Source organism: Mycobacterium sp. IDR2000157661, from assembly GCF_022317005.1.
GTDB lineage: Bacteria > Actinomycetota > Actinomycetes > Mycobacteriales > Mycobacteriaceae > Mycobacterium.
In genome coordinates this window covers 996098-1009314 of record NZ_CP081006.1, presented here as the reverse complement: position 1 = coordinate 1009314, position 13217 = coordinate 996098, and the positions used below count along the sequence as shown (strand labels likewise).

Here is a 13217-nt window from a genome sequence, read left to right as displayed (position 1 = left end):
TCGCCTCCGCCCTTCCGCGCGGAGGCCGTGGGCGCGATGATGTTTGAGCGTGAAAGTGATCGGGGAGGATTCGATGAGCACACCGCCGGCCGGTCGCCGTACGACCGTGTTACATGTGGGCGACCAACACTGGGCGACTTCGGCGGCCTCGGTGGAGTCAACGCTGCTGCGCCGCCCCGGCGTCATATCGGCTGAGGCCAACGCTGTCAACCAGACTGCGACGGTCACCTACGACCCAGCTCAGACTTCTGTCGCGGAGTTGTCGAAGTGGTTGCGCGAATGTGGTTTCCACTGTGCGGGCCGCTCGGTCCCGGACCATGTCTGCGATGCGATGACCGAACCGCCCGCCGCGGTGCCTGAGCAGGCGACCGAGCGTGGCGTGGACGAGATGGGGGGTCACGGCGGACACGCCGCGATGTCGATGGACGCCATGGTCCGCGACATGCGGAACCGGTTCCTGGTCGCGCTGATCTTGTCGATACCCATAGTGCTGTGGTCGCCGATGGGCACCGACATGTTTGGCATTTCGCTGCCCACACCGTTGGGGATGCGAGCCGACGTCTTCACACTGTTGTTGAGCTTGCCGGTGGTCTTCTACTCATCGTGGATCTTCTTCGACGGTGCCTGGCGGGCGTTGCGAGCGCGGACCCTGGACATGATGGTGCTGGTGGCCGTGGCGATCGGCGCTGGCTGGCTATACAGCCTCGGCGTCACGCTCACCGGCGGCGGTGAGGTGTTCTATGAAGCCGCGTCGGTCTTGGCGACGTTCGTGCTGCTGGGACACTGGTTTGAAATGCGTGCGCGCGGAGGGGCGAACGAGGCGATCCGCACGCTGTTAGAGCTTGCGCCGCCGATGGCGACGGTGTTGCGCGACGGTAAACCGGTCGAGATCCTCACCGCCGACGTGGTGGTCGGGGATCTGCTGTTGATCCGACCAGGGGCCAAGATTCCAGTCGACGGCACCGTGCAGGAGGGGCACTCTGAGGTCGACGAGTCGATGGTGACGGGCGAAAGCCTGCCGGTGAGCAAAGACCCCGGTTCGGAGGTCGTCGGCGCCTCGATCAACACCACCGGCACGCTGCGGGTGCGGACAACCAAGGTGGGCTCCGATACCGTCCTTGCGCAGATCGTCGAGATGGTTCAGCAGGCCCAGAACTCGAAGGCACCCGGGCAGCGACTTGCCGACCGTGCCGCGTTCTGGTTGGTACTGGTCGCGTTGGTCGGCGGGACCGCCACCTTCCTGGTGTGGTGGTTGGCCGGTGCGGGGGTGGAGACTGCGCTGTTGTTCGCGATCACGGTCGTGGTGATCACCTGTCCCGACGCCCTCGGTTTGGCCACTCCTACGGCGATCATGGTCGGCTCGGGGCTGGGTGCCAAGCGTGGCGTGCTGTTTAAGAACGCCACGGCACTGGAAACATCGGCGCGCATCGACACCGTCGTCATGGACAAGACGGGCACGTTGACCAAGGGCGAGCCCGAAGTCACCGACGTGGTCGTCGACGGCATCGGCGAAAAGGAAGTGCTCGGCTTGGTCGCCGCTGTGGAGACCGAATCCGAACATCCACTGGCGGCAGCGATAGTGAGGTACGCGCTGAATCGCGGTGTCACACCGCCCACGTCGCGAAACTTCCGCAATGTGCCGGGTCACGGTGCCACCGCCGAGGTGGATGGCCGCCTTGTCGCGGTCGGTAACCGCAAACTGATGATCGAGCAGGAGGCGGAGTTCGGCGAATTGATGGACCGGCGCGACGAGCTGGCCGCCAGCGGGCGCACCGCGGTGCTGGTGGCCGACGACGGTGTGGGGGTCGCAGTCATCGCGCTAGCTGACGCCGCCCGCGAGACATCGGCCGATGCCGTGGCTGCGCTGCATGACCTTGATGTAGAGGTCGTGATGCTCAGCGGTGACAACGAGGCCACCGCAAAGCGCATCGCCACCCAGCTCGGGATCGACTCCGTCATCGCCGAGGTGCTGCCCGGGGACAAGGCCGCCAATATCGCTGCACTGCAGCGTGACGGTAAGAAGGCGGCGATGGTCGGCGACGGTGTCAACGATGCCCCCGCCCTGGCGCAGGCCGACCTGGGGGTGGCCATCGGTGCCGGCACGGATGTCGCGATCGAGACCGCCGATCTGGTGCTGATGCGCTCGGACCCGCTCGATGTGCCGATCGCGCTGCGCATCGGGCGCGCAACCCTGCGCAAGATGCGCCAGAATCTATGGTGGGCCGTGGGTTACAACGTCATTGCCCTGCCTATCGCCGCTGGCGTTTTCGAGCCGGCGTTCGGTCTGGTGCTTCGCCCCGAGATCGCGGCACTGTCGATGTCGGGATCCAGCCTGATCGTCGCCGTCAACGCGCTGTTACTCAAGCGCCTGAAGCTGCCGAACGCATCGCCGCCACGGGCCGTCCGGACAGGCGAACAGCGGCCGGCAGCACGTCTGTAACGGGTCCAATCGCGATGGCCGTACGGCGTCGGGTCGGGGAATGCGCGGGCGTGACGGCGAGGACCAACGACTCTACGAACCAAGTCAGTAGGAGGGCATCCTCGACCAAGGGCACCAGCGCAATACGTGCGACAGTGAGGAGGTACGCCGCGACGAACGACCACAGCGGCACGACATCGGACAGAAAGAAGACCGGCGAGCCCTGAAGCCACACAATCGAGGAAGGGCCTCGATGCGGGCTGCCGAGTCGAGACGGCCACAACGACGAGGGATGTCGTGATGATCGGATTCGCCATCAAGAATCTCAGCAGTGAGCGGATGCGGCTCGCCATCTCGGTGGGTGGAGTGGCGTTGGCCGTCATGCTGATCGTTCTGCTGCGCGGTCTGTTCGTGGCCTACGAGAACAAGGTCAGTGGGTACTTCGAACGGATCCCTGCGCAGCTGTGGGTTGTACAGCAGGGTACCGCGGACTTCTCTCACTCCTATTCGATCGTTCCTGACAGCGGACGTGACCGAGTCGCCGTGATACCCGGTGTGCAGGACGTGCATCCCTACCTTGCCCGCCAGGTCGGATTCACCTTGCAGGATGAGCAGGCGTTGCTCTACCTCGTTGGGTTCGATCCTCCGGCACCGATCGCCGGTCCGAACCGCATCGTTGCAGGATCCGGAGCGCCAGGCGATGACGGAATCATCGTCGACGAGGTGTTCACGACCAAACGTGGGGTAAGCCTTGGTGACACGTTGACTATCAACGGAATACCCCTACGGGTAGACGGCATCAGTGCTGGCGGGGACATGGTGATGTTCCAGTACGCCTACGTCAGTGTTCCCACCGCCCGGCGGGTGCTCGCTATGCCCGACATCGACAACGCTCTTCTGGTTCAACTCGAGCCACACGCCGAGCAGCCTGAGGTGGCGGACCGGATCGAGGCGCTATCACCGGAGTTTTCGGTGCGCGACACCGCTGCCGTCGTGACCGCCAATCAGCGGGTGATCACTGACAGCTTCTTACCCGTGATCACGGTACTGCTGATCATCGGCTTCGCGGTCGGGGTCGCTGTGATCGGGTTGACCATCTATTCGGCGGTGTTGGAGAAGCGCCGCGAATACGGGGTAATCAAGGCGCTCGGCGCTGGAGCGGGCCACCTCATCGTCGCCATTGCTGTTCAGGCGATGCTCGCGGCCCTCATCGGATACGCGGTCGGCATTGCGCTCGCGCTGGCTGCTCGCTCTGCGGCGGTGCGGTGGGTGCCGGCCTTCGTGTCCGATATCGTTGCGGTCGATCTCGCGTGGATTGCGGGCGCCGCCATCGTCATGGCCGTGCTGGCCTCGGCGATCCCCCTCGTCCGTATCGCCCGAATAGATCCAGCCGAGGTGTTTCGATCGTGACAGCCTTGCAACTCGTCCAGGTCACCAAGACATTCGGTGAGGGTCGTGCCGCGGTGAGCGCAGTCGACAACGTCGACCTCTCGGTTGCTACCGGAGAACTGGTCGTCATCATGGGCCCCTCCGGCTCGGGCAAGAGCACCCTGCTGCAGCTGATGGGGGCGCTGCTGTCACCGACTCACGGCGAAATTCGCATCGGTGATCGGCCACTGTCTCAGTTCAAGAACTCTGAGCTAGCACGCTTGCGGCTACACGAAATCGGATTTGTGTTCCAGACTTTCAACCTCTTAGGTGCGCTGAGTGCACTCGACAATGTGGCTCTGCCAGCGGCATTGGCTGGGGTACCGCGCAGCGCGCGGCGCGCCAGTGCCGCAGAGTTGCTGGAGCGTCTAGGCGTGGCAAAACGACGTGCACACCGCCCTGAGGCGCTGTCGGGCGGGGAGAAGCAGCGTGTGGCCATCGCCCGTGCGCTGATCAATGACCCCCCGCTGCTGCTAGCCGACGAGCCCACAGCCAACCTCGACTCGGCATCGGGTTACCAAGTGCTGCACCTGCTTCAGCGGCTGGCCAGCGACGACCACAAGACCATTGTCATGGTCACCCACGACCATAGGATCACGCCCATTGCTGACCGGTTGCTTTGGTTGGCCGATGGACAGCTGCGCAGACGCGAAACCGACTTCGCCACCGCGGCGGACCCGGTGTGCGGTATGGAGATTGTGATCGAACGCGCTGCCGGACACCGGGATGTCGACGGACACAGGCTCTACTTCTGTTCGCAGGTTTGCCTGGACCAATACGATGCCAATCCTGCCCGATATCGGCCGGATACTGAACAGTGAGGTTCACCGTTCCCACGGAGGCGAAGTCGTCGTCGTTCACAGGAGCTGTCTTCGCGCACCAACTGCCCGGCTGCCGATCTTTCGGAGCCTGGGTGCAGGGTGGCGCAGCGGTTCAATCAAGACGATACTGATCGGCGCAGTATGGAGCAACTACGTAGAACGCTATTTGCGCAGCAGTGGAGCGACGATCGGAGGATTCGAGTGGGTGTCGGCACGGCGGCGTAGCCGAGCCACGTTTCTGGAAGATCACCGGATGTCCTAGAGCTAGCCGGTCGCCCAACGATGTTGCCTTACAGTGAAAGTGCGCAAGTTTCCGCTAGCGCGCGGTCAACGACCGGTCCGAGGTCGTCTCCGAGAACGAGGATCGGTTATGAGAGAGGAGAAATGAAGTGAACGAGAGTGTGCATTGCGGATGGCTAAGACGGCGTATGGTTGGTGCGGTCACTTCTGTCGGGACGGCGGGCGTCGCAACGATCGCAGCGGCCGGTATTGCGGTTGCGCAGCCTACGCCACCGGATCCGTGTTCTCCGGCAGCCGTGATGCGGGCGCACGCCGCAACGATGACCCAGATGGCTGACTTTTTGGACTCCCGTCCCGACGTTCAACAGGTGTTCGTCGATGCGAGAAGCAAAGGCACACCTCAGGAACGACACGCAGTGGTCCAGTCGTTCACTGATACACACCCAGACGTGGCTGCTGCCTTCCAGAACATCCACCAACCGATGAAGGATCTGATGGCGCGGTGCGGCTTGTCCATGGGCTCAGGCATGATGCCCGGGGGTATGGGGCATGGTGATACGGGTGCCGGAGGCATGGTGCCCGGACACATGGGACCCGGAGGTATGCCGCCCGGGCAAATGGCGCCTGGAGGCCCGACACCCGGGCAGTGAGTTACGGCCGATCTTCTAGCGGTTGGCTACGGGCCGTAGGTGCCTGTTCGGGCGCCACCATGCTGTGGTCCGCCATCAGCGGCGGTTGCCCATCTCAACCGCGGCGTCTGACTACCGGCCGCATCTGTACTCGATGATGTCCGCGAGCCCGCCCACTTCAGCGCGACCGTGCGTGTCTGTTCGTGAAATCGCGGCGTGTCGCATGCTGCTGGGCGCGGTTGCAACGGCACGACCGTGCATCAGTACAGAACGTTGCGCATGTTCGTCGCGCTGTAGTACGCGTCGAGTTCGGCCATGCTGACGTCAGTCCTGATCAACGCCTTCGCGATCTGCGAAACACTCGGCACCGCAGGCGGATTCCACGTTTCGGGCCGCCACGCATCCGATCGCAGGAAGGCCTTGGTGCACTGGAAGAACACCTCCTCGACGGCGATCCCGAACGCCAGGAGGGGACGCTTGCCGTTCACCGCCATCGCATCGAAATAGTCGGCGTCCGACAGCACCCGCGCACGGCCGTTGATGCGCAGCGTGTCACTGCGGCCGGGAATGAGCGACAGCGTGCGTCGGTCCTTCACCTTGGTGGCGACGTAGGTGTCCGGCGTCCCCGACGATGGCGCGCAGCTCGCGGGCGGTGCTGACTTCGTGGCGCATGGCTCCATGATGCTCGCCCACCGGTCGAGCGCGATTAGTCCCCTCGGCCGCCGGGTAGCCGATCCGGCGGAGGTGAACGCAATGGCACACCATGTCGAGGTTGACCCGGCGCTGTGGGAGGAATTCCATCGGGTGGTCAACATGACGTCGCGCGAACTGATGGACTGGCTGCGCACCAGGTCCGCCCACGAGGACAGCGAGGAGATGCCGGACCAGGCCGGCACGAAAACCGGCCGGGCCGTGCTCGACATCCTGCAGAAGCGGCGCACAGACCTCACCGACGCGGACGAACGCGTCATGCGCAAGGTCGTCGACCGCATCCACGCCGAGCGCCGCGACGACCTCGAGCCGACCGCCGGTCAGGAGAATTGGCGCCATCGCCTGATGACGATCGGCCACGACCCGCTCAAGCCGCCGCGCTAGGCACCCCCACGGTCGCCCGCCTGTCCGCCGTACCGTGCGGCGAGTGCGCGGCGGTCCACCTTGCCGATGCCGCGCCGGAGCAACTCCTCGACGACGTGGATCTCGCGCGGCGCCGCGGTGGCATCCAGAGCGGTCGCGACATGCGAGCGAAGCTCGGTCAGCGTCGGCGCATCGCAGCCCGGCGAAAGCACGATGGTCGCGACGACCCGCTGGCCCAGTCGGGCGTCGGCCACCCCGAACACCGCCGACTCCGCGACCGAAGGATGGGTGGCCAACGCCGCCTCCACGAGTTGCGGCATCACCGTCAGCCCGCCGGTGCTGATCGCATCGTCGACGCGGCCGACCACGCTGAGCCTGCCCGAATCATCGAGCACGCCGACGTCGTCGGTGCGAAACCAACCCGCGTCGGCGAACGGGTCCGGCTCAACCGGATTGCGGTATCCCTTCGCCAGGGTGCGTCCGCCCACCACGATGCGGCCGTGGTCGATGCGCACCCGAACCCCGTCGAGCGGCACACCGTCATACACGCACCCGCCGGCCGTCTCGCTCATCCCGTAGGTGCGCACCACGGGAATCCCTGCGGCAGCGGCTTTCTGGGCGAGTGCCGTGGGCATCGGGCCGCCACCGATCAGCACTCGGTCCAACTGGGCAAGCGCCGCCGCGGCCGAAGAGTCCTGCAGCGCCCTGTCCAGTTGCACCGCCACCAGCGAGGCGTAGCGCCGGTCGGACGTCATCGAATCGATAGCCGAAACCAATTCGGCAGCAACGAAGCTCGGTGATAGTGCCACCGGCGTCGTGTCCGCGACGACACTGCGCACCAGCACCTGGAATCCGGCCACATGCACGGCGGACAACGCGAGCAGCCACTGACCAGGGCCGCCGAGGCGGTCATGCGTTGCCTGCGCGCTCGCGGTCAACGCCGCCGCCGTCAGCATCGCTCCCTTGGGGATTCCGGTGGTGCCCGACGTCGACACCACCAGCGCCACGTCGTCGTCGACCTCGTCGCCGGCTCGCAAAGCCGTTGTCAGCGAGCGCGATCCACGCTCATCGTCGGCGGGAACCGGAAGAACGCCGACTCGCCCGGCCAGCGCGTCGGCCACAGCGGGAACGACGGCCGGCGCTGCGGACCCGGCCGGGATCGCCAACGGTCGCAGGACGGCTATCGGTCGCCTCCGCGGCACCTCATCGCCGCATGTCCCGGCGCAGTGGGTGATTGTCGGGCACCTGCACGAAGATCAGCGTGACGCCGTCGGGGTCGGTCACATGCATCTCATGCAGGCCCCACGGCTCCCGACGGGCGGCCCTGGCGATCGGCACCCCTCGCCCGGCGAGTTCCTTCTCGCTGGCGTAGAGGTCGCGGACCTGCAGCCACAACGTGCCGCCGGCGAGGGGGCCGCCATGGCTAGCCAACTCGATCAACGACTGCCCGGCGTAGAACACGGTTCCCGCACCGTAGTCGCGGGCGATCGCCAGACCCAGTTCGTCGCGGTAGAACCGCACGGACCGCTGGTAGTCCGCCGGCCGGATGAGCATCCGGCTGGCCAGAATCTCCATGCCATCGTGTCTATCACGCCGGTCAGCCGATCCGGCGGCCGACACCGTCCCAGTAGGGCTCGCGCAGCGCACGCTTGAGCAGCTTGCCGCTGGGGTTGCGGGGAAGGGCGTCGGCGAAGGTCACCGACTTCGGCAGCTTGAAACCCGCGAGCCGATCGCGGGCATAGGCGATCAGGTCGGCCTCGGTGGGCGAGGCGCCCGCCGCGGGCACGACGATCGCCTTGACCGCCTCGCCCCACCTCGCGTCCGGGACACCGATCACTGCGACATCGCCCACCTCGGGGTGCGTCATGAGGACGTTCTCGACCTCGATGGGATAGACGTTCTCGCCACCGGAGACGATCATGTCCTTGACCCGGTCGTGCAGGAACAGATGTCCGGAGTCGTCGAGGTAGCCGGCGTCGCCGGTCCGGAGCCAGCCGTCGGCGGTGATGGCTGCGGCCGTCGCCTGGGGGTTGTTCCAGTAGCCGCGCATGTTCTGCCGCGACCGGGTCCACACCTCGCCGACCGTCCCCGCGGGGACGTCGCGGCCGGCAGGACAGGACGGGTCGACGATCCGCAGCTCCACCCACTCGAACGGCTTGCCGCAGGACCGCAACAGTTCCCGGTCATGCTCGTCGAGTTGGGTGATGGAGCCGGTGGTCTCGGTCATGCCGTACACCTGAAGCAGGTGGCAGTCGAACCGTTCCAGTGCTCTGACCAGAACGGAGTCGGTGATCGGTGACGCGCCGTAGACGATGGCCCGCAGCGCGGAGAAGTCCGTCGCCTCGACGCCCGGCGTGTCCAGCAGCCGCTGAATCACCACCGGCACCAGCAGCATGTTCGTGATCGCATGTCGGGCAACGGCATCGAGGATCGCCGGCGGGTCGACGTCGCGCAGCACCACGGTGCGGGCTCCCTCGCACAGTCCGACCAGCGCCCAGCCCGAGCCCGCCATGTGAAACATCGGCATCACCGCGAGGTTCACGCTGTCGCGGTCGAAGCGCCACTTCTGCGCGATGCCGGTGGCCTTGCAGAAGTAGTTGTCGTTGGTCAGCATCACGCCTTTGGGTGTCCCTGTGGTACCCGAGGTGTACATCAGGAACGCGACGTCGTCGGGTCCGGTTGTCACACCGGGATCTTCGGCGGGCTGGGCGGCAAGCCAGTCGTCGTATCGGAGCCAGCGCGGGTGATCGCCGATGGCGACCATCGCGACGTCCCCGACCGCCTCGACGTGGCCGAAGAACTCCGAACCGACCACCACCGCGCGGGCGCCGGCGTCGGCGATGATGTGCCGGATCTCCGGCGGGGCCAGCCGCCAGTTGACGGGCACCACCACCGCGCCCAGCTTCGACAGCGCGCAGGCGACCTCGAAGAACTCGATGCCGTTCTTCTCGACGAACGCCACCCGGTCGCCGGACTGCACGCCCGCGGCGCGGAACGCCTGAGCGAGCCGGTTCGAGCGGGCGTTCAACTCGCCGAACGTCAGGCTGCGCTCACCGGCGATCAGCGCCACCGCATCCGGTCGCTGCGCGCCGTACACGCGCGCGATGTCGGCGACCGTGGCGATGGCGGGATGGGGCATGTCAGGTGTTGGGCTGGACGCGCTGGCGCTTCATCACCGCGTCGACGACACCGGGGGCCACGCTGTTGACCGCATGCGCGGTGAGCGCCATTCGCGGGGCGATGCGCACCGGCCGGGTGCGCGCCGCGGTGACCATCCAGTCGGCGGCCTCGGACGCCGACAGGCCGGGCAGTCCGTCGTAGGCGCGGGTCGGCGCGATCATCGGGGTGAGCACCAGCGGATAGAACAGCGTCGTGGAGTGCACGCCGGCTACGGCCCACTCGGTTTCGATGACCCGGCTGACGGCGGTGAGCGCGGCCTTCGACGCGTTGTACACCGCGAACAACGGGGAGGACTCGCTGAGCACCCCCCACGTCGAGACGTTGATGATGTGGCCGTCGCGGCGCTCGCGCATGCCGGGGGCCAGGCCGCGGATCAGTCGTAGCGGCGAGAAGTAGTTCAGCGCCATCGTGCGCTCGACGTCGTGCCAGCGGTCCAGTGACTCCGCCAGCGGCCGGCGGATCGACTTGCCCGCGTTGTTGATCAAGATGTCGACCCCGCCGAGGTCTGAGGTGACCCGGGCCGCCAATTCGTCGACCGCGTCGAGGTCGGACAGGTCGCAGGCGTGCGCGCGGGCGTCGCCGCCGGCTTCGGTGATGCGGTGCACCAGCGCGTCGAGCAGTTCCCGACGCCGAGCGGCCACCACGACGGTCGCGCCGCGGCGGGCGAACTTCTCGGCGGCGGCCTCACCGATACCCGACGACGCCCCGGTCAGCAGGATGCGTTTTCCCCGCAGGTCGACGATCTCGCGGCCGGGTTGCAACTGCAGCAGCTCGGGCACGATCGGGGGACGCATGCTGCTCAACAGCAGCTGACCGGCCAGCCGGCGCAGCGGGTTTCTGCTCACGCGCCGAGCCTAGACGAGGGATTCGCCCGAATCGCCGCTCAGAAGTAGCGCGGGAAGCCGCTCCAGTCGGGGTCGCGCTTCTGCAGGAACGCGTCGCGGCCCTCGACGGCTTCGTCGGTCATGTACGCCAATCGTGTTGCCTCACCGGCGAACAGCTGCTGCCCGACCAGCCCGTCGTCGGTCAGGTTGAAGGCGTACTTGAGCATCCGGATCGCCTGGGGCGACTTGCCGTTGATCGCCTCGGCCCACTGCAGCGCGACGTTCTCCAACTCGACGTGGTCGACGACCTCGTTCACCGCGCCCAGCGCGTGCATTTGCTCGGCGGTGTACGGGCGGCCGAGGAAGAAGATCTCGCGGGCGAACTTCTGGCCCACCTGCTTGGCCAGGTACGCGCTGCCGTACCCGCCGTCGAAGCTGCCGACGTCGGCGTCGGTCTGCTTGAAGCGGGCGTGCTCGCGGCTGGCCAGCGTCAGATCGCACACCACGTGCAGGCTGTGCCCGCCGCCTGCGGCCCAGCCGTTGACCAGACATACCACCGGCTTGGGCATGAACCGGATGAGCCGCTGCACCTCGAGGATGTGCAGCCGCCCCGCACGCGCGGGGTCCACGGTCTCGGCCGTCTCGCCGGACGCGTACTGGTATCCGCTGCGGCCGCGGATGCGCTGGTCACCGCCCGAGCAGAACGCCCAGCCACCGTCCTTGGGGGAGGGTCCGTTACCGGTCAGCAGGACGACGCCGACGTCGGGGGACATCCGTGCGTGGTCGAGCACCCGGTACAGCTCGTCGACGGTGTGCGGCCGGAACGCGTTGCGGACCTCGGGCCGGTCGAAGGCCACCCGCACCGTCGGCTGGTCGACGCCGTCGAGGACGTGGCGGTGGTAGGTGAGGTCGGTCAGCTTGAAGCCGTCGACGGGCCGCCACAGCGACGGGTCGAAAGGGTTGTCCCTCATGCGGTTACCGGATCCAGCCGAAACACCGGGCAGCGGCCCGCCAGCTTCTCGAACTCGTCGGGATTGGGTCCGGTCACCAGGCCGGCGTTCTTCATGAAGCCGACGCCGGTCGGCACCTTGATCGGGAACTCGCGCAGCAGCGGCCGCGCGTCGTCCACCGGCATCTCGACCAGGTGAACGCGTTCGATGTGGCGGCCCTTGCGCAGGGTGGCCTCGTCGGCGGCGCGGGCATTGGCGGCCCAGTCGGCACCGGGCAGACCGGCGACGATGTAGCGGTCGCCGTCGACGGTCATCGGCGTCACAGGTGTGTCGTAGAGCTTGCCGGACTTGCGGCCGGGAACGGTCAGCACCGCAGGGCCGTTGGCGCCAAAACTCACCCCGCGCCGCTGCAGCGCGACCATCACCGTGTTGACGTACTTCAGCCACCATGGCGGCCGGATACGCGTGCTGTCGGACATAGCAGCGACGCTACGTGATGGCCTCGATGCGGAACACCGCCAGGCGGTCCGCCATGCTCTCCAACTCGTCGGGCGTGCCGACGGTCAGCACACCGACCCGCTTCATCAGGTCGACGCCCGTCGGCACGTGAACGGGGAACTGCCGCAGCACCGGTCGGGCCTCGTCGGGCGACAGTTCGACCAGCCGCACCCGCTCCGACGAGCGGCCCTCGGTCAACGTGACGCTGTCGGCGGCGCGCACATTGCGCACCCAGTCCGCACCCGGATATCCGTTGACGACGAAGCGATCCCCGTCGACGTGCATCGGGGTGACCGGCGTCGAGCGGTCTTTGCCCGTGCGGCGGCCCGGCACGGTCAGCACCACCGGCGACTCGTGTCGCGAGATCGGGACACCGAGCCGCAGCAGCACCATCAGCAATTTGTTGACGTGCTTGAGCCATGGCGGGGGAGCGATGCGTGCACCCATGCCGCGACGCTACCGCTCATATCTCGATGCCGGACTCGCTGAGCGCAAAGCGCAGGCCGGCGGTGCGCTCGGCGGTCGGCAGCGGGTCGACGAGCACGAATCGGCAGCCCAGGGCTCGGGCGCCGCCGTCGGCTTCGTCGCTGTCGCCGACCATGAGCGCGCGTTCCGGTCGCACCCCCAGCCTGGACAGCGCGGACTCGAAGATGGCGGCGTCCGGCTTGATGGCGCCGACTTCGAACGACAGCACGAACTCGTCGACGAACTCGGCCGCACCGATCGACTCGAAGGCGGGCCGCACATCGAAGGCGATGTTCGACACGACCGCGGTCCTGACGCCCCGCCGGTGCAGGCCCTCGAGCACCGTCGCGGTGTCCGGGTACGGCGTCCAGTTCAACGGGTCGACCACCAGCCCGTACAGCGATTCGGCGTGCTCGTCGGCCAGCCCCGATTCGCGTAGCACGTGCAGGTAGGCCTCGCGGTGCAGGTGTGGTGCCAGGTCGCGGTTGACCCATGCGTGGTAGGCGTGGGGATCCATGTCGACGTGGTGGCCGGTTGGGGCGGTGAGCCGGCGCATCAACTCGGCCTGCACGTGCCCGTCGACCTGTCGGTCGTCGACCCGCATCCCGTCGAACCAGGTCTCGTCCTCCTCGAGGCGAAACAGGGTGCCGGAGTAGTCGAACAGGACGGCGTCGATCTCGGTCATCGCC

The 13217-nt window shown here is 66.9% G+C and carries 14 protein-coding genes; 5 read left to right on the top strand and 9 right to left on the bottom strand.

Annotated elements, in window-relative coordinates:
- The first annotated feature begins 73 nt into the window (after nt 1-73).
- The 4 genes from K3G64_RS05745 (at nt 74) to K3G64_RS05730 (ending at nt 5558) form a co-directional block, all read left to right on the top strand.
- Nucleotides 74-2440, top strand: coding sequence for a heavy metal translocating P-type ATPase (locus K3G64_RS05745; RefSeq protein WP_238889623.1), 2367 nt, complete (start codon nt 74-76; stop codon nt 2438-2440).
- A gap of 279 nt (nt 2441-2719) precedes the next feature.
- Nucleotides 2720-3829 carry an ABC transporter permease gene (locus K3G64_RS05740; protein ID WP_238889621.1) on the top strand — a complete coding sequence of 370 codons (1110 nt, stop codon included), beginning with the start codon at nt 2720-2722 and terminating at the stop codon, nt 3827-3829.
- The gene (locus K3G64_RS05735) at nt 3826-4668 is read left to right on the top strand and encodes an ATP-binding cassette domain-containing protein (RefSeq protein ID WP_238889619.1); all 843 of its coding nucleotides are present in this window, start codon (nt 3826-3828) and stop codon (nt 4666-4668) included. The genes K3G64_RS05740 and K3G64_RS05735 overlap by 4 nt, the downstream gene beginning before the upstream one ends.
- 428 nt (nt 4669-5096) lie before the next feature.
- A complete protein-coding gene (locus K3G64_RS05730; protein WP_370647166.1) occupies nt 5097-5558 on the top strand; it encodes a hemophore-related protein in 462 nt (153 codons plus the stop codon).
- Between the two features lie 239 nt (nt 5559-5797).
- Here K3G64_RS05730 and K3G64_RS05725 read toward each other — a convergent pair whose 3' ends face one another.
- Nucleotides 5798-6217: a hypothetical protein gene (locus K3G64_RS05725; protein WP_370647108.1), complete on the bottom strand. Its 420-nt coding sequence runs from the start codon at nt 6215-6217 to the stop codon at nt 5798-5800.
- A gap of 73 nt (nt 6218-6290) precedes the next feature.
- Between K3G64_RS05725 and K3G64_RS05720 the strand changes: the two genes are divergently transcribed.
- The gene (locus K3G64_RS05720; protein WP_238889615.1) at nt 6291-6632 is read left to right on the top strand and encodes a DUF3140 domain-containing protein; all 342 of its coding nucleotides are present in this window, start codon (nt 6291-6293) and stop codon (nt 6630-6632) included.
- Here K3G64_RS05720 and menE read toward each other — a convergent pair.
- From menE to K3G64_RS05680, 8 genes are read right to left on the bottom strand one after another with little or no spacing between them, the layout of a single operon-like run.
- On the bottom strand, nt 6629-7771 hold the full coding sequence (gene menE, locus K3G64_RS05715; protein ID WP_238950430.1) for an o-succinylbenzoate--CoA ligase: 1143 nt from the start codon (nt 7769-7771) through the stop codon (nt 6629-6631). The genes K3G64_RS05720 and menE overlap by 4 nt on opposite strands.
- Before the next feature lie 43 nt (nt 7772-7814).
- Nucleotides 7815-8186: a VOC family protein gene (locus K3G64_RS05710; protein WP_238889613.1), complete on the bottom strand. Its 372-nt coding sequence runs from the start codon at nt 8184-8186 to the stop codon at nt 7815-7817.
- Nucleotides 8187-8208: 22 nt separating this feature from the next.
- On the bottom strand, nt 8209-9750 hold the full coding sequence (locus K3G64_RS05705; protein WP_238889611.1) for a long-chain-fatty-acid--CoA ligase: 1542 nt from the start codon (nt 9748-9750) through the stop codon (nt 8209-8211).
- Between the two features lies 1 nt (nt 9751).
- On the bottom strand, nt 9752-10636 hold the full coding sequence (locus K3G64_RS05700) for an SDR family oxidoreductase (protein WP_238889609.1): 885 nt from the start codon (nt 10634-10636) through the stop codon (nt 9752-9754).
- A 38-nt stretch (nt 10637-10674) separates the two neighbouring features.
- Nucleotides 10675-11586: a 1,4-dihydroxy-2-naphthoyl-CoA synthase gene (locus K3G64_RS05695; protein ID WP_238889607.1), complete on the bottom strand. Its 912-nt coding sequence runs from the start codon at nt 11584-11586 to the stop codon at nt 10675-10677.
- Nucleotides 11583-12044 (bottom strand): nitroreductase/quinone reductase family protein, encoded by a 462-nt coding sequence (locus K3G64_RS05690; RefSeq protein WP_238889605.1) that lies wholly within the window; start codon nt 12042-12044, stop codon nt 11583-11585. Before K3G64_RS05690 ends, K3G64_RS05695 begins: the two co-directional genes overlap by 4 nt.
- 10 nt (nt 12045-12054) lie before the next feature.
- Complete coding sequence (locus K3G64_RS05685) at nt 12055-12510, bottom strand: nitroreductase family deazaflavin-dependent oxidoreductase (protein ID WP_238889603.1); 456 nt, start codon at nt 12508-12510, stop codon at nt 12055-12057.
- Between the two features lie 16 nt (nt 12511-12526).
- On the bottom strand, nt 12527-13213 hold the full coding sequence (locus K3G64_RS05680) for an HAD family hydrolase (protein WP_238889601.1): 687 nt from the start codon (nt 13211-13213) through the stop codon (nt 12527-12529).
- Nucleotides 13214-13217: the final 4 nt, after the last annotated feature.

What these genes read in the sequence shown, in the direction of transcription:
- K3G64_RS05745 (WP_238889623.1), top strand. Translation starts at nt 74, where the DNA reads ATGAGCACACCGCCGGCCGGTCGCCGTACGACCGTGTTACATGTGGGC.
- K3G64_RS05740 (WP_238889621.1), top strand. Translation starts at nt 2,720, where the DNA reads ATGATCGGATTCGCCATCAAGAATCTCAGCAGTGAGCGGATGCGGCTC.
- K3G64_RS05730 (WP_370647166.1), top strand. Translation starts at nt 5,097, where the DNA reads ATGGTTGGTGCGGTCACTTCTGTCGGGACGGCGGGCGTCGCAACGATC.
- K3G64_RS05725 (WP_370647108.1), bottom strand. Translation starts at nt 6,217, where the DNA reads ATGGAGCCATGCGCCACGAAGTCAGCACCGCCCGCGAGCTGCGCGCCA.
- K3G64_RS05720 (WP_238889615.1), top strand. Translation starts at nt 6,291, where the DNA reads ATGGCACACCATGTCGAGGTTGACCCGGCGCTGTGGGAGGAATTCCAT.
- K3G64_RS05710 (WP_238889613.1), bottom strand. Translation starts at nt 8,186, where the DNA reads ATGGAGATTCTGGCCAGCCGGATGCTCATCCGGCCGGCGGACTACCAG.
- K3G64_RS05705 (WP_238889611.1), bottom strand. Translation starts at nt 9,750, where the DNA reads ATGCCCCATCCCGCCATCGCCACGGTCGCCGACATCGCGCGCGTGTAC.
- K3G64_RS05695 (WP_238889607.1), bottom strand. Translation starts at nt 11,586, where the DNA reads ATGAGGGACAACCCTTTCGACCCGTCGCTGTGGCGGCCCGTCGACGGC.
- K3G64_RS05690 (WP_238889605.1), bottom strand. Translation starts at nt 12,044, where the DNA reads ATGTCCGACAGCACGCGTATCCGGCCGCCATGGTGGCTGAAGTACGTC.
- K3G64_RS05685 (WP_238889603.1), bottom strand. Translation starts at nt 12,510, where the DNA reads ATGGGTGCACGCATCGCTCCCCCGCCATGGCTCAAGCACGTCAACAAA.
- K3G64_RS05680 (WP_238889601.1), bottom strand. Translation starts at nt 13,213, where the DNA reads ATGACCGAGATCGACGCCGTCCTGTTCGACTACTCCGGCACCCTGTTT.